Origin of the sequence: Halorussus vallis (assembly GCF_024138165.1) — an archaeon.
In the GTDB taxonomy this organism is placed as follows: Archaea; Halobacteriota; Halobacteria; order Halobacteriales; family Haladaptataceae; genus Halorussus; species Halorussus vallis.
Genome location: NZ_CP100000.1, coordinates 2,852,718 through 2,871,355, shown reverse-complemented (window position 1 = coordinate 2,871,355; position 18,638 = coordinate 2,852,718). Strand labels below are relative to the sequence as shown.

14 protein-coding genes are annotated in these 18,638 nt (G+C 69.0%); 8 read left to right on the top strand and 6 right to left on the bottom strand.

Annotated elements, in window-relative coordinates; translation table 11 throughout:
* Positions 1-159: 159 nt before the first annotated feature.
* Positions 160-777, bottom strand: a complete 618-nt coding sequence (gene engB / locus NGM07_RS14485) for a GTP-binding protein EngB (RefSeq protein WP_253512834.1) — start codon at positions 775-777, stop codon at positions 160-162.
* Between the two features lie 596 nt (positions 778-1,373).
* Here engB and NGM07_RS14480 point away from each other — a divergent pair.
* Positions 1,374-2,672, top strand: coding sequence for a TIGR00341 family protein (locus tag NGM07_RS14480; protein WP_253512831.1), 1,299 nt, complete (start codon positions 1,374-1,376; stop codon positions 2,670-2,672).
* Between the two features lie 162 nt (positions 2,673-2,834).
* On the top strand, positions 2,835-3,587 hold the full coding sequence (locus NGM07_RS14475) for an SIMPL domain-containing protein (RefSeq protein ID WP_253512829.1): 753 nt from the start codon (positions 2,835-2,837) through the stop codon (positions 3,585-3,587).
* 657 nt (positions 3,588-4,244) lie between these two features.
* On the opposite strand, the gene NGM07_RS14470 is transcribed toward NGM07_RS14475, so the two are convergent.
* Positions 4,245-5,531, bottom strand: coding sequence for a TIGR00341 family protein (locus NGM07_RS14470; RefSeq protein WP_253512827.1), 1,287 nt, complete (start codon positions 5,529-5,531; stop codon positions 4,245-4,247).
* A gap of 121 nt (positions 5,532-5,652) precedes the next feature.
* Between NGM07_RS14470 and NGM07_RS14465 the strand changes: the two genes are divergently transcribed.
* Positions 5,653-7,086 carry a DUF389 domain-containing protein gene (locus tag NGM07_RS14465; protein WP_253512826.1) on the top strand — a complete coding sequence of 478 codons (1,434 nt, stop codon included), beginning with the start codon at positions 5,653-5,655 and terminating at the stop codon, positions 7,084-7,086.
* Between the two features lie 110 nt (positions 7,087-7,196).
* Here the strand turns inward: NGM07_RS14465 and NGM07_RS14460 are convergent, their stop codons facing one another.
* Entirely contained in the window at positions 7,197-8,165 is a 969-nt protein-coding gene (locus NGM07_RS14460; protein ID WP_253512824.1) for an NOG1 family protein, read from the bottom strand.
* A gap of 532 nt (positions 8,166-8,697) precedes the next feature.
* Positions 8,698-9,237 (bottom strand): hypothetical protein, encoded by a 540-nt coding sequence (locus NGM07_RS14455; RefSeq protein WP_253512822.1) that lies wholly within the window; start codon positions 9,235-9,237, stop codon positions 8,698-8,700.
* 58 nt (positions 9,238-9,295) lie between these two features.
* On the opposite strand from NGM07_RS14455, the gene NGM07_RS14450 reads away from it, so the two are divergent.
* Positions 9,296-9,595 carry a DUF8152 family protein gene (locus NGM07_RS14450; RefSeq protein ID WP_253512821.1) on the top strand — a complete coding sequence of 100 codons (300 nt, stop codon included), beginning with the start codon at positions 9,296-9,298 and terminating at the stop codon, positions 9,593-9,595.
* On the opposite strand, the gene NGM07_RS14445 is transcribed toward NGM07_RS14450, so the two are convergent.
* Positions 9,592-9,936: a four-helix bundle copper-binding protein gene (locus NGM07_RS14445; RefSeq protein WP_253512795.1), complete on the bottom strand. Its 345-nt coding sequence runs from the start codon at positions 9,934-9,936 to the stop codon at positions 9,592-9,594. The two genes, NGM07_RS14450 and NGM07_RS14445, sit on opposite strands and share 4 nt — an antisense overlap.
* 146 nt (positions 9,937-10,082) lie before the next feature.
* Positions 10,083-10,760: a DUF4396 domain-containing protein gene (locus NGM07_RS14440; RefSeq protein WP_253512793.1), complete on the bottom strand. Its 678-nt coding sequence runs from the start codon at positions 10,758-10,760 to the stop codon at positions 10,083-10,085.
* 151 nt (positions 10,761-10,911) lie between these two features.
* On the opposite strand from NGM07_RS14440, the gene NGM07_RS14435 reads away from it, so the two are divergent.
* The 4 genes from NGM07_RS14435 to NGM07_RS14420 all read left to right on the top strand — a co-directional run bounded on the left by NGM07_RS14435 (position 10,912) and on the right by NGM07_RS14420 (position 18,435).
* Positions 10,912-11,109, top strand: a complete 198-nt coding sequence (locus NGM07_RS14435; protein WP_253512791.1) for a heavy-metal-associated domain-containing protein — start codon at positions 10,912-10,914, stop codon at positions 11,107-11,109.
* Between the two features lie 470 nt (positions 11,110-11,579).
* The gene (gene mutS / locus NGM07_RS14430; protein ID WP_253512789.1) at positions 11,580-14,315 is read left to right on the top strand and encodes a DNA mismatch repair protein MutS; all 2,736 of its coding nucleotides are present in this window, start codon (positions 11,580-11,582) and stop codon (positions 14,313-14,315) included.
* Between the two features lie 231 nt (positions 14,316-14,546).
* A complete protein-coding gene (locus NGM07_RS14425; protein ID WP_253512787.1) occupies positions 14,547-16,496 on the top strand; it encodes an acetate--CoA ligase in 1,950 nt (649 codons plus the stop codon).
* A gap of 154 nt (positions 16,497-16,650) precedes the next feature.
* Entirely contained in the window at positions 16,651-18,435 is a 1,785-nt protein-coding gene (locus tag NGM07_RS14420; protein WP_253512786.1) for a bacterio-opsin activator domain-containing protein, read from the top strand.
* Positions 18,436-18,638 lie beyond the last annotated feature (203 nt).

Genomic DNA, 18,638 nt, shown 5'->3' with positions numbered 1-18,638 from the left:
GATTCCACCGCGAGCGAACGAAGTGAGCGAGCGGGCCGAGGAACCGTCGAAGAAGCGGCCGCAGGCCGCTTCAGAGGAGGTGACGCCGTGCTTTTGGTCCAGATTTTGCCAGGGAGGAAACGGCGCGAAGCGCCGTTTCCGACCGCAGCAAAAGGTGGTTTAGAAGAACTTGAACAGGTCGTCGCGCTTCTGCTCGTGGAGGTGGTGGCGGACCGCCTCGGTGAAGGCGTCGATGTTCCCTCGCTTTGCCGAGATGGGCGCGATGGTGTCCTGCCACTGCTTCCACGGCGGGTGCAGACCCAGGCGCTCGCAGAGTTCGTTCAGGCGCTCGTCCTCGTCGTCGACCTTGTCCATCTTGTTGACCGCGACGACGACCGGGATGCCCACGTCACGCAGGAAGTAGAACATCTCGACGTCGTAGGGAATCTCGTCCTCGCCAGAGTGGCGGTCGATGATGTCGACGACACTCTTGCCGTCGACGACGAGCACGCCCACGAGAATCTTCTCCGCGTTGTCCTCGACGTAGCGGACGATGTCGGTCTTGATCTGCTCGCGACGCTCCTCGGGGACGCCGGACATGAACCCGAAGCCGGGCAGGTCGGTCAGCACGAAGTCCTCGCTCGCCCAGTCGTAGTGGTTCGGCGACCGCGTGACGCCGGGCTTGCTCCCGGTGTCGAAGGTGTGGCCCGTCAGCTCTCGCATCAGGGTAGACTTGCCGACGTTCGACCGGCCGACGAAGACTACCTCGGCGTCCCGGTCCGGTCGGTTCTCGAACATGGTCGGGGTTGGCGTCGCGGCGGTTTAACGGGTGTGGTTTCGGGCGATACGGGATTCGGTGTTCGAGAGGACGGAAGCAGTGTGGGCGCCAGGGCGACAATCACGGTGACCTATCCGGACGATTGGTGACCGCTACCCTGGCAATTTTACTGGAATCGTAACCGCGACAGTACCGCCACTGCAACCGCAGCACCGACCGCCGCCGTGACCACAACGCGGACCGCCACTCACACGATGACGATGAGTACCCGCACCGCACCGCGACAGCCACACGCCTCCCCAGCCGATTCGCTCACTGCGTTCGCTCATCCCTCGCACGTGAGGGCGCGACTCCAAACGGCGGAGTCGCGCCAGCACGCGCCGAGACGCCGGACAGAGTTCGGAACGATCGCCAGCGTGCGGGGGCTTTCGAGGCGTTCGTCGGTATCGTTGCCGCGTTTCGGTTCTCGTTCGTCGCGGTGTTTCGTAGGCAACGAAGGAACGCCATCCGTCGACCGACTCCGTTACGCGAACGGCCCGCTCTCGCGCCCTCATCCGACTCGTTCCGAGCCTATTGCCACCCCACTTATAATCCTCGCGCACACCACTTCGAGTGTATGCGGTTAGTGCAGGTGTCGATACCGGCGGGCAAGCGCCAGACGGTAGTCGACGTGCTCGAAGACGAGGGAGTCGATTACATGTTGAGCGACGAGACGAGCGGTCGGGAGTACACCGCCATCGCCCACTTCCCGCTGCCGACCAACGCCGTCCAGCCGATTATCGACAAACTCCAGGACGCCGGCCTCGGCGACGAGGCCCACATGGTCATTATCGACGCCGAGACGGACACCTCCCGGCGGTACGAGGAACTGGAGAAGCGTTTCGCCGAGGAGAACGGCGACACCGAGCGCATCGCCCGCGAGGAACTCCGGACGCAGGCTAACGAGATGTCGCCGGAGTTCCCGACGTTCGTGGCGATGACCGTCATCAGCGCGGTGGTGGCGACCGCCGGCATGCTGCTGGACTCGCCGGCGGTCGTGGTCGGGTCGATGGTCATCGCGCCGCTCATCGGCCCCGCGATGGGCGCGAGCGTCGGCACCGTCATCGGCGACACGAAACTATTCCGCGAGGGCGTGAAACTCCAGTTCGTCGGCGGCGCGGGCGCCATCCTCAGCGCGACCCTGTTCGCGCTGCTGGTCCGGTACGGCTACCTCTTCCCGCCGCAGACGAACGTGACCGCCATCGGGCAAGTGAGCGGTCGGCTCACCCCCGACTTCCTCTCGCTGGTCGTCGCGCTCGGAGCGGGCGCGGCCGGGGTGTTGAGCATGGCGTCCGGCGTCTCGGTGGCGCTGGTCGGCGTGATGATCGCCGCGGCGCTGGTGCCGCCCGCGGCGGCGGTCGGCATCGCCATCGCGTGGTGGAAGCCGATGGCGGCGCTGAGTTCGGGCGTGCTCGTGCTGGTCAACATCCTCTCCATCAACCTCTCGGGTCTGATCGTCCTCTGGTACCTGGGCTACCGCCCGAAGACGTGGTTCGAACTGGACGAGACGCGCGCGACGCTGTTCAAGCGAATCGGAGTCTTGATGGTGGCGCTCGCGGTGCTGTCGGTGTTCCTCGGCGGCGTCACCTACACGACCATCCAGACCGCGACGTTCCACGAGGACGCGGAACAGGAGATAAACGCGGTGCTCGAGTCGCCGCAGTACACCGATGCCGAACTGCTGAACGTGGAGTTCCAGGACGGCGGGCAACTCCCGTTCGACCGCTCGGACCGGGTCGTCGTCACCGTCGGCCACCCGCCGGGCGAACAGTACCCGCAGTTGGCCGAGCGCCTGAGCAGGCGCGTCAACGGCGACAACGCCCACCGCGTCGCCGTCCAGGTTCGGTACGTCGAAGTCGAGACGGTCGAGGCCTGACGGCGATTCGCGGCCCACGACCACGACCCGTGAACCGCCAACCGCGACCCACGACCTGCGTAACCGCGAACCGCGAATCGGCGTCTCGACCCCCTAGATTGGTGAAACGGTCGTTTGACTCATACAGAGATATATCACGGAGGCGGTCGTACCGACGTTGCGATGCACAGGGGAGTACTCTCGACACTGGCAGTCGCGTTGCTTCTGGTCACCGCCGGGTGCGCCGGAAGCCTCGACCCGACCGCGACTGCGAACGCACAGGAACAGAACGCCACCGCCGACGGCCAGACCATCAGCGTCTCCGCGAGCGGACAGGCGGAGGCCGAACCGAACCAGGCGATACTGCGGGTGTCGGTCGTCGCCGAGGGTGACGACGTCAACGCGATTCGCCAGCAACTCGCGGAGAACGTTTCGCAGTTGCGCGCGGCGCTGGAGAACGCCAGCGTCTCCGACGACCAGATTCGGACGGTCGCCTACAACATCGACCAGCGCTACTACACGACGACCGAGAAACCCGGACGGCAACCGGAGTTCCGCGGCGTCCACGCCTTCGAAATCACGCTCTCGAACGTCGACCGAGTGGGTCGCATCATCGACGTGGCGGTCTCGAACGGCGCCAACCGCGTCGACGGCGTCGAACTCACGCTCTCCGAGGAGCGCCGCCGCGAAGTGCGCGCCGACGCGCTCCGCGACGCGATGAACAACGCCCGCGGGAACGCCGACGTGCTCGCCCAGAGCGCGAACCTCTCGGTAACCGGCGTCCACAGCGTCTCGACCGGCGACGTGAGCTTCAGCCCGGTTCGGGCGACCGTCACCGAGTCCGGTGCCGCGAGCGACGCCGGGACGAACATCGAGTCCGGCCCGGTGACGGTCTCCGCCCAGGTACAGGTCGTCTACAACGCGACCAGCGCGTAATCGGACTTCGGCTAGAGAACACGCGGAACGACACGCCTCTTCTTTCTTGGAACTACGCGAACAGGGTGTTCTGCTCAGACTTCGTAGTTGACGATGTTTGAACGACGAGGCGTTCTGCTCGTACTCTGCAACGAACGGAGTTATACGAAGGAAGCGGTCTGCTCGCACGGTGGAATTGACGGTGTGTAGTCGGACGAAACACGATGCCTTGTCGAACGAAGCGTCCTGCTTACACGATTCACGTGAGTATCCGCACCGCAACCGCCACACGCCTCCCCAGCCGATTCGCTCACTGCGTTCGCTCATCCCTCGCGCGAAATTGGTGCGACACGAGGTCGCACCAGCGCGCGCCGTGACCTAAAGCCAGTTTCGCGTATCGCCACAGCCGCTGTGGCGCGCGCGGTCGGCTCCTTGTGAGCCAACCATCTCGCGCGAGGGACGACTGAGCGCCCGCAGGGTGCGAAGGAGTCGGCTGGGGAGGCGTGTGGCGGTTGCGGTGCGGCTACTCAATTGTATCGTGCGAATGGCGGTCGCCGTCGCGGTTGCGGTGTGATGCGAGACTCAGTTGCGTCGTGCGAGTGCGGTCGCGATCACTGTCGTACTCGTGCTGGCTGTCGCAGTTCCGGTCACCGTTCGAGAGCCAACACACCCGCGAACTCACGCCGTCGCCCGCTGGCGTTCGACGAACTGGATTTCGACCCGCACGCGCTGGCCGAGTCGGTCGGCGAGGCTGTCTGCGACCTCCTCCGCCAGCCGCGGGTACGGGACGTTCGAGGGGCGACTCACGACGACCGTCACCTCCTGGGCGGGGTCGAACAGCCCGCGGTCGTTGTACTCCGTCTCGACGCTCGACAGTTCGAGTTCGGCGTACTGGTCCTGGGCGAGCACGTCCTGGACCTGGCGGTTGGCGGCGTTCTCGAACGCCATCTGTTGGGCCATGGCGACGCCCGCGCCCGCGGTGACGGCGAGCACCAGACCGGCGGCGACGACCTTTCGCGCCAGGCTCATGCGGTCGCGCCCGTCGTCGGGGACGTCGCGACTCTGGTAGCCCAACAGGCGGAGGGTGACGATGCCCATGAGGTTGATGGCGAGCGCGTTGACCACCAGCAGGCTGAGCGCGCCGAGCGCGACCACGGGGCGACCGGCCGCGAGGCCGATGCCGACCGCGGCGGCCGCCGGAACGATGGCGGCGGCGATCATCACGCCGACTAGCGAGACGGGGAGCGCGGTCGCGAGGCCGAACGCGCCGGCCGACCCCGCCGCGATCGCCACCGCGAGCGAGAGCAGGCCCGGCGAGGCGCGCTTGCCGATCTGGGAGACGGTCGTCACGTCGAGGGCCGGCGGGACGAACGCCGCCGCCTGGAGGACTCCCCCGAACACCAGCGCGCCGACGATTGCGAGCGCGAGGCCGTAGGCCTGCGAGGCGAGGCCGTCGAACGCCATCTTCCGGTCGCCGAGGACCGCGCCGACGCTGGCGGTGAGCGCCGACCCGACCTGCGGGGCGATGACCATCGACCCGACGACGATGGCCGGCGAGTCAAGCAGGAGGCCGGCGGTCGCGACCAGCGCCGACAGCAGGGTCATCGCGTAGTAGGTCAGCGGGTCGGGCGTCATGTCCATCGCCTTCGCCCGTATCTCCTCGTGGGCGATTCGGTCGTCCTCCTCGCCGCCCGCGACGAACCGGTCTTCGAGTTCCGAGAAGTTCCGGGTCCGGGCCGACTCCGCGCTGGCGACCACCGTGTAGCGGTCGTCCTCCAGACCGGCCTCCCGGAGGTTCGACAACACCCCCTCGACCGCCTGGGTCGGCAGCGGGAACCGGACCACCGAGGCGGCCTCCCGGCCGCTCTCCTCGGCGGTGAGCACGTAGTCGATGTTCTCCTCGTCCAGCACCGTCAGCACGCCGTCTCGTCGCTCGTCCGGCACGAGAACTTCGATGAGCCGCATCTGGCCCGTTCCACTCACTCTGCGGTGATGGTTCTTGTGACCGACCTCGACTCCGTCCCCCGACTCGACTGCTCGCCCCGCCGGCCAGACGCCTTTTAGCCCGCCACGTCGTGGTGATTTCGTGCGCCTCGTTCACGTTCTCGTACCCGACGAGCATCGCGGCCCGGTGATTCGGGCGCTGGTCGACCGCGACATCGAGTACGTCGTCCTCGAAGACAGCGACGAGGAAGTGCTGCTGGAGTTTCCGATTCCGGCCGACGCCTCCGGGGAGATACTCGGCGCACTCGACGATGCCGGCCTCGGCGAAGACGCCTACACGGTCGTCGGGAGCGTCGAAACCGCCTCGACGCCGACCATCGAGGAGCTGATGAACCGGTACGCCGGCACCTACGACCCGCTTCCGGTGCCGGAGCTCCGGTCGAAGGCCCGCGACTTAAGCCGCGACCCGATGGCCTACGTCGGGATGGTGTTCCTGTCGGCGGTCATCGCCGCCGCCGGGTTACTGGTGGGGTCGCCGGCCGTCGTCGTCGGGTCGATGGTCATCGCGCCGTTCGTCGGCCCCGTGCTCACGACGAGCGTCGGCCTCGTCTCCGGCGACGACGAGATGTTCCGCGACAGCCTCGTGTTCCAGGCCGGAGGGCTCGCCGTCGCCGTGCTCGCCGCGGGGCTGTTCGGCGCGCTGGTGAGGGCGCTGTACGTCGTCCCGCCGACGCTCGAAATCGAAGCCATCGACTTGGTCGCCAGTCGGGCCGCGCCGAACTTCCTGACGGTCGCGGTCGGCGCGGCCGCGGGGTCGGCCGCGGCCTTCGGGCTGACGACGAAGGGACCGACCGCGCTCATCGGCGTGATGATCGCCGCGGCGCTGGTGCCCGCGGCGGCGGTCGTCGGCCTCGCGCTGGTCTGGGGGCGCCCGGTCGTCGCGGCCGGGTCGCTGGTCACCGTCACCGTCACCTTCGTCGCCATCAACTTCGCGGTGTACCTCACCCTGCTGGCGCTCGGGTACTCCTCGGGCGGCATCTCGCTGCCGTCGCCCGATGGACCGGTCCAGGCCGCCACGGTGGCGGCGGCGACCCTCGTGGTCGTCGCCGCGACCGGCGGCGCGATATACGGGACGTACATGCAGGTGACGTTCGAGCGCGGCACGAATCAGGCCATCCAGGACGTGCTCGACGAACCGCGGTACTCGGAACTCGGCCTCGCGTCGGTCAGCATCGGCTACACCGGGTCGCTCGTCGGCAAGGGGTCCCCGACCGTCACGGTGGCCGTCCGCCGGAGCGCCGACCGGAACTACCCGAACCTCGCGCAGGCGCTTCGCCGGCGCATCGCCGCCGAAACCGGGCGCCGGCCCACGGTCCAGGTCCGGTTCGTCGACTTCCAGCGGGCGACCGGCGGGAGCTCTCAGCGAGCGGGCCTCTCGTCGACGACCCGCCTCGAAGCACCGCCGCTCGGAACGGCGCCTTTCGAAACGGAAGCGTTCGAATCGGCGCGTCTCGAATCGACGACTCCCGACGCTCCGCCGGTCGGCTCCCCAAGCCGACCGGCCGCGTCGGCGTGACGGCGTGATTGCCGGCCGCGTCGGCGCGACGGCCTGACTGTTCCTCACGTCACGAGAAACGGTCGTCCCGGAGCGCTCCGCCGCGGGGGAAAATCGAGCCGAGTTCGGCGTTACCGCTCGCGGTCTTCGAAGGGGAGTTCGGGTTCGTACCCGGTCGCGTCGACCGCGGCGTCAAGCACCTCGTCGACGCCTTCGCCGTTCTCGACGCTCATGTAGGCGTCGGCCTCGACATCTTCCGAGAGGTCGGCCTTGTTGCAGACGGTGAGCACCGTCGCGTCGGCGAACTGCTCGGCCAGCGAGTCTCGGAGTTCGAGTTGAGCGTCGAGGGGGTAGCCGCAGTAGCCGGAGGCGTCGACGACGAAGACGATGGCGTCGGCGAGGTGGGTCAGCGCCGAGACGGCCTGGCTCTCGATGGCGTTGCGCTCGTCGGCCGGGCGGTCGAGCAGGCCGGGCGTGTCGACGATCTGGTAGCGGATGTGGTCCTTCTCGAAGTGGCCGACTCGGACGCCCTTGGTCGTGAAGGGGTACTCGGCGATTTCGTTGCGGGCGTTGGTGACCGCGTTGACGAACGACGACTTGCCGACGTTCGGGTAGCCCGCGACCACGATGGTGGGTTCGTCAGGGTCGATGTCCGGGAGGTTCCGGAGGTCGTTTCGGGCCTGTCCGACCTGCGCGAGGTCGTCTTCGACCTCCTCGACGATGTCCGCGAGGCGGGCGAACGCCTGCTTGCGGACCTTCCGGTCGAAGTCGACGTCGCCGGTGAGTTTGCCCTGGTACCCGCGGCCGATCTCCTTGGTCTTCCTGCTGGCCCACTGGATTTCGGAGAGGCTCTTGCGGAGTTCGTCAACGTCCACGATGGCGTCGGCGAGTTCGTAGTAGAAGGGGTCGACCTCCCGGAAGTCGGGCCACTCGGTGGCGACGTTGCCGAGGTTGTCGCTCAGGATGTTGGAGGCGGTCTGGAGCATCGACTGCTGGGCCTGCGAGCCCTGCTGGGCCCGGCCCGCCCGCGCCGCCCGCGAGAACGCCTTATCGATGAGTTCCTCCGACGTCGGCGTCGTCGGAAGAGATTCGAAAATCATGGACGTACGTAGCTCTCGCGGGCTTAAAAGAGCGTCCATACGCGCGGGAGCGGGTGGCAGGCGGTAGCATCGGGGGGTCGTGTAGTGAGTTGGACGGGAGTCGAGTGGCTAGTTACTCCCGACACAGTTGAAACTTCGAAACCGCAACAGCTACTACAATTACGCCGCAGACCGCCACTCGCACGATACAACTGAGTACCGCACCGCCACCGCACAGCACCGCGCCCCGTACCTCCACGCTCGGGGTCTTCGACCCCTCACGCATCCCTGGGTCGGTGGCACTGGCCGAAACGGGAGGCGAAATCACCAGACCCGACACCGAGCACAGGTTGCGCGCCGCGAAGCGGCGCGGGGAGGAGTGGGGGATTCCTGGAGGATGAAGGGCGACCGAGGCCGACCGAAGGGAGGCCGAGGGAGGGCTTCTTCACTCACTGGTGTCGGGAGTAGCTAGCTCCGTCTCGACGTATCGCTGAGTTTCGCTGACTTCTACGGAATCCGCAGTCACGCGAATCGACACGGAATCCTCCCGCTTTCACGGGTCCGTCGGGTCGTCTATCCAGTTGTAACACCGGAATGCCTCGGCATCGGCGTCCGAATCCAGCATCTCGACCGGCACGAACCCCTTGCCGCCGCGCGCGCCCACCTTCTCGCCGTCGGGGTCGTCGGCGACGAACATCGACTTCGCGCGCATCTTCACGGTCACCTCGAACTCGCCGACGCAGTTCTCGTCGGGGTCGAAGCGCATCGCCATCCCCTCGGGGGCGACCCCGAGCGTGACGTACCCGTCGGGCGACTGGACCGCGATATCGTGGCTGGCGAGACCGCCGGCGAGGTCCGAGAGCCACGCCCGGAGTTCTTCGCGGTCGAGGTCGGCGTGCAGGTCGAAGCCGCCGCGGTCGTCGACGTCGCCCGACTCGAAGACGAACTCGGGGTACTGGAGGTCCTCGGGCGGGAGTCCGTGGTCGTGGTCGTCCTGTCCGCCGTCTCCCTCGTCGCTCTCGTGGGCGTCGTCCCCGCCTCCGGACTCGTCTTCCGCAGAGTCCGCACCGCCGGTTCCGCCGTGGTCGCTCATACCCCCACGCGCTCGCTTCGACCCCATCATCCTTGCGGGTCCGGACCGAACGCGAGGTATGGACGACGCCGAGGACTCCGAAGACGACGACCTCCGCGAACTCGTCGACGACCTGCACGCCCACCTCGAAGCGACCGCGGAGTTGCCGGTCGAGACGCGCGCGAGCCGGTGGCTCGGCGAGGCCGAGGCGGTCTGCGCCGACGCCGTCGGCCCGGGAGTCCCCGAGTCCGTAATCGAGAAACGCGTCGAACAGGTCCGGATGTTACTGTCGAACGTCGACGAAACCGGAAACGCCGCGGCCGACGAACGCGTCGGCGCGGCCCGGCAACTGCTCGCAGAAATCGACTCGCGGCTCTAGGCCTGCATCATCTGGCGGCAGGACTCGGCGCACCGCTCGACGACCTCGGCGCAGGTCTGGCAGTGGTCGGCGTCGTGGCGGCGACACTCCTCGGCGCACTCCTCGCAGGCCCCGGCGCAGGCCTCCGCGAGTTCGTCGCTGTAGTTGGAGTTGCGCGCCATGAATCGAGCGTGCTCGCTGGCGAGGTCGGCGACGTCCCGGCAGAGTCGGATACACCGGGCCATGTCCATGTCCTCGTCGAGACACTGGTCGGCGCACCACTCGCAGGCCTGGACGGCCTCGAAGCAGTTGTCCATGCACTCGCGCTGCTCGTCGCTGAGGTCGAGTTCTTGCAGTGCCATAGCATCGGAAAGACGCCAGCCAGCGCCTTAGGGCCAGTGGCTAAAAATCCAAGGCGAGCGCGTCGGTGCGGCGGGGTCGGTGGGGGCGAATCACGGCGGGGTCGGTGGGCGCGGGCGACGGCCGAGTCGGGCGGCGCGAGAGGTCCTCAGGCGCCCATCTCGGTGCCCATCTTCGCGGGGTTCATCATTCCCTCCTTGACGCCGAAGCGGATGAGCAGGAGGTTGACGGGGTAGGCCGCGAGCAGTCCCATCGTCAGCGAGAAGACCAGCGAGGTCCAGAACAGCACCTCGCCCATCGTCGCCTCGGCCGCCAGCCAGACGTCGATGCTGATAGCGACGATCTCCATCACGGTGATGGAGGCGGTCTCCGAGTAGAGGGCGTCCTTCAGCGCCTCGCCGAGGCCGACGCCCTCCTGGAGCAGCGGCCCGACCGTCAGCGCGTAGCCGAGGAGGTACGCCAGCGCGAAGGTCAGGAGGATGGTCCCCGTGGTCTTGAACGCGAGCAGGCCGGCCGCGATGGAGACGCCCAGCACCTCGCCGGTGCCGCATCCCGAGTAACAGTGGCTCACCGACCGGAACCCCTTGCGCCACAGCGAGTCGTGGTCGATCTGGGTCCGGCCCGAGTACCAGTACCCCAGCAGGCCGAACGGCCCGGAGTACAGCACCGTGAAACCCCAGACGAACTTCATGAGGCTCTTCAGCTCGCCGTTGTTCGCCCGGAGGTCCCAGACAAGGACCGCGAGCGACGCCGCGACCAGCACACCCCACGCGGTGAGGTACGCGGGGTTCGTCAGCACGCTCTGTAGCGCGGCCTTGATGCTCATGCGGGAACGTACGGCTCGATGCCTTACCGGGGTTACGGCTAAATTCGGGAACTCGTCGGCGACGTCGGTTCGGTTTTCTAAACCTCGATGGAACTCGACCCGGGGTATCGAAGGGGAAACGCGGAAAAGGGACGACCGCCAAGTAAGCGACATGGCGAGAACCATAACCGTCGAAGGCATGAGCTGCGGTGGCTGCGAGGAAACCGTCGAGAACGCGCTGCGCGACGTGCCCGGCGTGACCGACGCGACGGCGAACAACGAGACGAACTCGGTGAACGTCGAGGGCGACGCCAGCGACGAGGACATCTCCGCGGCCGTCGAGGACGCGGGTTACAAGGCGAAGGTCTGAGGCGGCACGCGTTCTGATTTTCCACGCCGTTCGCGACGCTCGACGGCCGAGTGGCGACGCTCGGCGTGTCGACTCACGGAACCCGAAAACCGAACGACCGCCGCGGGAGAAGGTGAACCAGCCGACGAGAACGCTCGGTGTAACAACCGACCGGCGGGACTGAAAGGGGCCGCGCGCTGGCGGGCTGCAGGCACCTGGTCGCTTCCGACGGGCCACTATTCGACGCTCACCACTGGCGAGCGTCGAATATCCCGCGGAGCGACCGCCGGCGAGCGGGGGCTTTCGAGGCAGTCTTCTTCGTGTCGCTGGGGTTCGCGGCGAGCGACGAACCGCTTTCAGCGCACACGGCAACACGTCCGACGTCCAACATTGGCCGTTCACTTTCACCGCGAACCCGCATCGCTTTTGTCGCGGACGGCCCTGTCACCGAGTATGATTTCGCCGCGCGCTCACCCGCGGAGGCGGTCGCCGTGACGGCCGCCGACGGGGGCATCGTCGGGGAGTTCCTCTCGCTCAAGGAGGAGACCGACGCCGACTACCTCGTGATGCAGGTCGGAGACTTCTACGAGTTCTTCGGCGAGGACGCCGAGGAGGTCTCAGAGATACTGGACCTCAACGTCTCCCAGAAGTCGAGCCACGGGTCGAGCTATCCGATGGCGGGCGTCCCCGTCGACAAGCTCACGCCCCACCTCAAGGGCCTGGTCGAGCGGGGCTACCGGGTCGCCATCGCCGACCAGCACGAAACCGAAGACGGCCACGAGCGCGAGATAACGCGGGTGGTGACCCCAGGCACCCTGCTGGAAACCACCGACGCCGACGCGCGCTACATCGCCGCGGTCGTCCGGGTCGCCCCCGACCGCTACGGCCTGGCGTTCGCCGACGTGACGACCGGTCGGTTCCTCGTGACCGACGTCTCGGGGACCGACGCCGAGAGCGCGACGGCGAGGGCGTTCACGGAACTGTACCGCTTCGACCCTGCCGAAGTCCTGCCCGGCCCGGAGGTCCGCAACGACGACGCGTTCCTCGACGGGGTGCGCGAGCGCACCGACGCCGTCCTCTCGATTCACCGCGCCGACGCCTTCGCGCCCGGTCGGGCGACCCACGTCACGCGCGAGCAGTTCGGCGCGGAGGCCCTCGACAGCGTCGGCCTCGACGGGAAGGACGAACCCGCGGTACGGGCCGCCGGGGCGTTGCTGTCGTACGTCGAGGAAACCGGCACGGCCGTCCTGTCCTCGATGACCCGCCTGCGGACCTACGCGGGCGACGACCACGTGGAACTCGACGCGACCACCCAGCGCAACCTCGAACTCGCCGAGACGATGCACGGCGACCCCGAGGGGTCGCTGTTCGCGACCGTCGACCACACGACGACGAGTCCGGGCAAACGCCTGCTGAAAGAGTGGCTCCAGCGACCCCGCCGGGACCCCGCGACGCTCCGGGAGCGACAGGACGCGGTGGCGGCGTTCGCCAACGCCGCGCTCGCCCGCGAGGGCGTCCGGGAGGCGCTGTCGGGCGGCTACGACCTCGAACGACTGGCGAGCAAGGCGGCCCACGGGAGCGCCGACGCCCGCGACCTCCAGCGCGTCCGCGAGACGCTGGCGCTGCTCCCCGACGTCGCCGACGCCATCGCTGGCGACCCCGGACTATCGGCGTCGCCGCTCGCGGACATCGTCGGGCGTCCCGACCGCGAGCGGGCGGCCGAACTGCGCGAGACGCTGGAGGACGCCCTCGTCGCGGACCCGCCGGGGACCGTCACGGAGGGCGGGTTGTTCCGGCGGGGCTACGACGACGAACTCGACGACCTCATCGACGGCCACGAGGAGGCCGAGGAGTGGATAGACACCCTCGACGCCCGCGAGAAGCGCGCCCACGGCATCGCCCACCTCCAGGTCGACCGCAACAAGACCGACGGCTACTACATCCAGGTCGGCAAATCCGAGACCGACAAGGTGCCCGACCGCTACGACCGGGTCAAGAGCCTGAAGAACTCCGAGCGCTACACCACCGACGAACTCGCCGAGCGCGAGCGCGAGATACTGCGACTGGAGGAGCGCCGGGGCGACCTGGAGTACGAACTGTTCGAGGAGTTGCGCTGGGAGGTCGCCGCGAGCGCCGACCTCCTGCAGGCGGTCGGGCGGGCGCTCGCGGAGGTCGACGCGCTGGCGAGCCTCGCGGTCCACGCCGTCGAGAACGACTGGACCCGCCCCGAGTTGCGTGAGTCGGGCGGCCTCGACATCGAGGCGGGCCGCCACCCCGTCGTCGAGCAGACCACCGAGTTCGTCCCGAACGGCGTGCGCCTGACCGACGACCGGCGGTTCCTCGTCGTCACCGGCCCGAACATGTCGGGCAAGTCGACGTACATGCGCCAGGTCGCCCTGATAACCCTGCTCGCGCAGGTCGGAAGCTTCGTCCCCGCCGAGTCGGCCGCAGTGGGTCTTGTCGACGGCATCTACACCCGGGTCGGCGCGCTCGACGAACTCGCCCAGGGCCGGTCGACGTTCATGGTCGAGATGCAGGAGTTGAGCAACATCCTCCACTCCGCCAGCGAGGACTCGCTCGTGATTCTGGACGAGGTGGGCCGGGGCACCGCGACCTACGACGGCATCTCCATCGCCTGGGCCGCCACCGAGTACCTGCACAACGAAGTCCGCGCCCGGACCCTGTTCGCGACCCACTACCACGAACTCACGACGCTCGCCGACCACCTCGACCGGGTGGCGAACGTCCACGTCGCGGCCGACGAGTCCGACGGCGACGTCACCTTCCTCCGGACCGTCGAGGAGGGACCGACCGACCGCTCGTACGGCATCCACGTCGCCGACCTCGCGGGCGTGCCCGCGCCGGTCGTGGAGCGCTCCCGGGACGTGCTGGCTCGACTCCGGGCCGACGAGGCCATCGAGACGAAGGGCGCGAGCGGCGGCGGGACGAAGCAGGTCGTCTTCGACGTGGGGAGCGGCCAGATGAAGAACGTGGGCGCCGACGGCGGTGCAGTGGCCGACAGCGCGGCGGACGAGCGCGAGGCCGACGAAGCGCGGGAACTCGACCGCGAGAGCCTTGGCGACCCCGACTCGACGGCCGGGTCTGGCGCGCCGGACCCGACCGCCGAGTCGGTGCTGGACGAACTCGGCGACGTGGAACTGAGCGACACCTCGCCCATCGAGTTGATGAACCGCGTCCAGGAATGGCAGCGGCGCCTGGAGGAGTGACGGCGAGGGCCGCGGACCGCCGCGGGCGCGGCGGTCCGCGGACGGACGGGCGGTTTTTCGGCCGGCGACGGCCTCGTGCGACGAAATCCCGGGCGACGACACCTCACGCGACGACGGCCCTCGGCCGCCGGCCGAGGGTCGTCGTCGCCCGTTCACCACCGAGGGCCGTCGCCCCGCTCGCCGCCGAGAGCGGGCGAACGTTTTTGACCCGTTTTCACCAAGTGGGGACGAATGGGCGAGCGAAACGAGGACGGGCGGCCCCCCGAGCGCGAGGCGGTCCGGGAGCGGGAGTGGGTCGAACCGCCGGCGTCGTTCGCCGCCTCGGCGAACGTCACCGCGGCCGACCGCGACGCGTTCCGCGAGGCGGGTTGGCCGGGATGCTGGGAGCGCGCCGCCGCGCTCCTCGACTGGGAGCGACCCTACGACGCGGTGTACGACGACGAGGACACCATCCGGTGGTTCCCCGGCGGGCGGCTGAACGCCTCGTACAACTGCGTCGACCGGCACGTCGAGGCCGGCCGGGGCGAGGAGGCGGCCATCGCCTGGGAGGGCCAACTCGGCGAGAACCGAACCCTGAGCTACCGAGAACTGTACGAGGAGGTGAACGCGTTCGCGGCGGCCCTGCGGGAACTAGGCGTCGAGGAGGGCGACGTGGTCACGCTCTACCTCCCGATGATTCCCGAACTCCCGGTCGCCATGCTGGCGTGTGCGCGCATCGGCGCGCCTCACAGCGTGGTCTTCGCGGGCTTCTCGGCCGACGCACTCGCCACTCGGCTGGACGGGGCCGACTCGGAGTACCTCGTCACCTGCGACGGCTACTACCGGCGCGGGACCGCCCTCGACCTCTCCCACCGGGCCGACAACGCCTGCCTGTCGGTCGACCACGATGTCGAGCAGATCGTCGTCGACCGACTCGGCGACGCCGCGTCGGGCGACCGGCGCTCCTACGGTGACATGGTCGACGCCCACGCGGGCGCGGAGGTGGACCCGGTCGACCGCGGCGCGACAGACCTGCTGTTTCTCATCTACACCTCGGGGACGACCGGCGAACCGACGCTCGTCCGCCACGCCACCGGCGGCTACCTCGCCCACGTCTCCTGGACCGCCCGCGCGGTGCTCGACCTCGGCCCCGACGACACCCACTGGTGTTCGGCCGACGTGGGCTGGATCACCGGCCACTCCTACGCCGTCTACGGCCCGCTGGCGCTCGGGGCGACCACCGTCCTCTACGAGGGGACGCCAGACCACCCCGAGAACGACCGGCTCTGGCGGATCATCGAACGCAACCGCGTCGACGTCTTCTACACCTCGCCGGCGTCCATCCGGGCGTTCGTCAAGTGGGGACCCGAACACCCAGAGCGCCACGACCTGTCGAGTCTCCGGTTGCTCGGCACCGTCGGCGAGCCGATAGACGAGACCGCGTGGCACTGGTACCGCGACCACGTCGGCGGCGGCGAGTGCCCGGTGGTCGACACGTGGTGGCAGACCGAAACCGGCGGCATCGTCATCTCGACGCTCCCCGGCGTCGACCGGATGCGGCCCGGCGCGGTCGGGCGAGCCCTGCCGGGCATCGAGGCGGCGGTCGTCGACGCGACCGGCGAGCGAGTCGCCGACGGGGAGGCGGGCAGACTCGTCCTCACCCGACCCTGGCCGGGGATGGCCCGGTCGCTGTGCGAGGGGACCGACTGGGCTGAGCGCCGGACCCCGAGAATCGACGGCGAGTGGCGCTACGACACCGGCGACAACGCCGTCCGGGACGAGGACGGCTACCTCCACCTGCTCGGCCGGGCCGACGACGTGATCACCGTCTCCAGCCGTCGGCTCAGTACCGCCGAGATCGAGTCGGCGGTCGTCGGCGTCGAGGGGGTCGCCGAGGCCGCCGTGGTCGTCGGGTCGGACGCCGCCGAGGACTCCCGGATTCACGCGTTCGTCAGCCCCGAGTCGAACGTCGCCGGCGACGAGGCGCTCGAAGCCGCCGTCCGGTCGGCGGTCGAGTCGGCCATCGGTTCCGTCGCGGTGCCCGATGTCGTCACGTTCGCCCCCTCGTTGCCGAAGACCCGGTCGGGGAAGGTCGTCCGGCGGTACCTCGCGGCCATCGCGAGCGGCGACGACCTCGGCGACACGAGCGCGCTCCAGAACCCGGAGGTCGTCGGCGAACTGGAGTCGCTGCTCGACGAGTAGGTTTCGCCTCTCTCGAAGAAGGCGAAAGACGTTCCAGGAAACCGAAACGAGCGCCGCCGCCGAGCGCGTCTCTCCCGCCGATGGCGGCCGGGAACGCCCGTCGCCGCGCGGCCGGGGAAGTTTTATTCGTGTTCTCGAAGAAAGGCGAAACGAGATGGCGGGTGACGCCGACTACCTGACGACGGCTCAGTACGAGCGCCTGCGTCGGCGGACCGACACCTACCGCGAGGACCTCGTGGTGGCGCTGGCGGGGCAGGTCGGCCTCCGGCCCTCGGAACTCACCCGCGTCCGGCCCGTCGACCTCCGCGAGTACGGCCGCGGCCGCGACGGCGAGACGCACTTCCTCCTCGACGTGCCCGAGGGCGACGGCGAGTCCCGGACGGCCTACGTCCCGCACGAGGTCGCCCACGACCTCCGGAAGTACGCCAACGCCAACGACGTGGACGCCCGCGAACCCGTCGTCGACGTCTCGGCCCGCCGGGTCCAGATGCTGGTCGCCGACGTCGCCGACCGGACGGACGACCTCCGCGACGTGACGTGTCGCGACCTCCGCCAGCACTTCGCGCACCGACTCCTCCGCGAGGAGTCGGTCGACCCGCGGGTGGTCCGGGCCGTCGGCGGGTGGGCGAGCCTTGAGAGCCTCTCGCCGTACCTCGACGCGCCGACCGCGGACGAAGTCGTCGCCGCCTTCGCCGACGAGTCGCGGAAACCGCGACCGGGCAGTCCGCCCGGCCCGGCCGGCCGCGATTCCAGCCGCCGGCCGTTTCGACCGGTCGACGCGCGGAGCGACGACCGATTCGCGTGCCTGACGTCGCTCGGCGAGGCGCTCGCCGGCGCATCGACGACCGAGGAGGCCGAGGAAGCCGCCTGCGAGCGCCTCGCCGATGTCTACCGCGGCGTCTGGGTCTGCGACGAACGCGGCGAAGTCCGAGCCAGCACCGCACCGCCGGGGACCGACGAGGCCGTTGCGGCCGCGGTCGCAGACGCCGCGAGCGCGGCCGACTGGCCACCGTCGTCCGACGACGGCGGCCAGTCGGCCGTGACCGTGGTGGACGAGATTCGCGTCGCCGGACCGCTAGCTGGCTGTCCGTTCGCCGTCGCGCCGCTCCGGTCGAGCGACGCCGCCCGAGGTCTGCTCTGCGTCGCCGCCGACGCGTTCGCGGCCGGCGACCGGGCGTTGCTCGCCGACGCCGGTCGGCGCGTAGGCCGGACGCTCACGGCCATCGAGCGGAAGCGCCTGCTGCTCTCGGACACCGGCGTGGAACTCTCGCTCCGGACCGCCGACGAGGGCGCGTTCCTCGCGGCCGCCTCGGCCGACCTCGGCTGTGCGTTCGAACTCGAAGGAGTCGTCCCGGTGGAGGACCACTCGCTACTGTACTTCGTGACGGCCCGGGGGTCCGCCGTGAGCGACGTTCTCGAACGAGTGAGCGCCGCCGGTCCGGTCGACGACGCCCGCCTCGTCCGCGACTACGGCGACGACGCGCTGTTCGAGTTCGCCGTCTCGGGCGAGTCGATCGCGACGGTCGTGGTCGAGCGCGGCGGGACGGTCCGCGGGTTGTCGGCCGAGGACGGCGTCGCCGACGTCACCGGCGTCTTCTCCCGGCGCGTCGACGTCCGGCGGGTCGTCGAGGCCGTCGAGGACCGATTCCCCGAAACCCGCCTGCGCTCGAAGCGCGAGATCGAGACGCCGGTTCCGAGCGCGGCCAGCGTCCGGCGGACGGCCCGCGACAGCCTGACCGAGCGCCAGCGGACGGTGCTCCGGGCCGCCTACCTCGCGGGCTACTTCGAGTGGCCCCGCGGGAGCACGGCCGAGGAACTCGCGGCTTCGATGGACGTCTCGTCGCCGACGCTCCACAACCACCTCCGGAAGGCCGAACAGAAGGTGCTCGACGCGGTGTTCGACGACGCCGACGCGTCCGACGCGGCCGGGGGACACTAGCTGTTTACCCACGGTCGCAAGAATTGCGGGCGGTCGTCGGCCCGGCGCGCGCCGGGCCGACGACCGGCGGACCGAATCCCCGGCGTGTCGGTGTGCTTGCCGGTGATTAGCGGGGCGTAGCATAGTTAGTTCCATCCTTTATGTGGTGAATCGACGGTTGTGAACATAGCTCATGAAGAAAGAGGATAGTCGGGGCGCGGGAC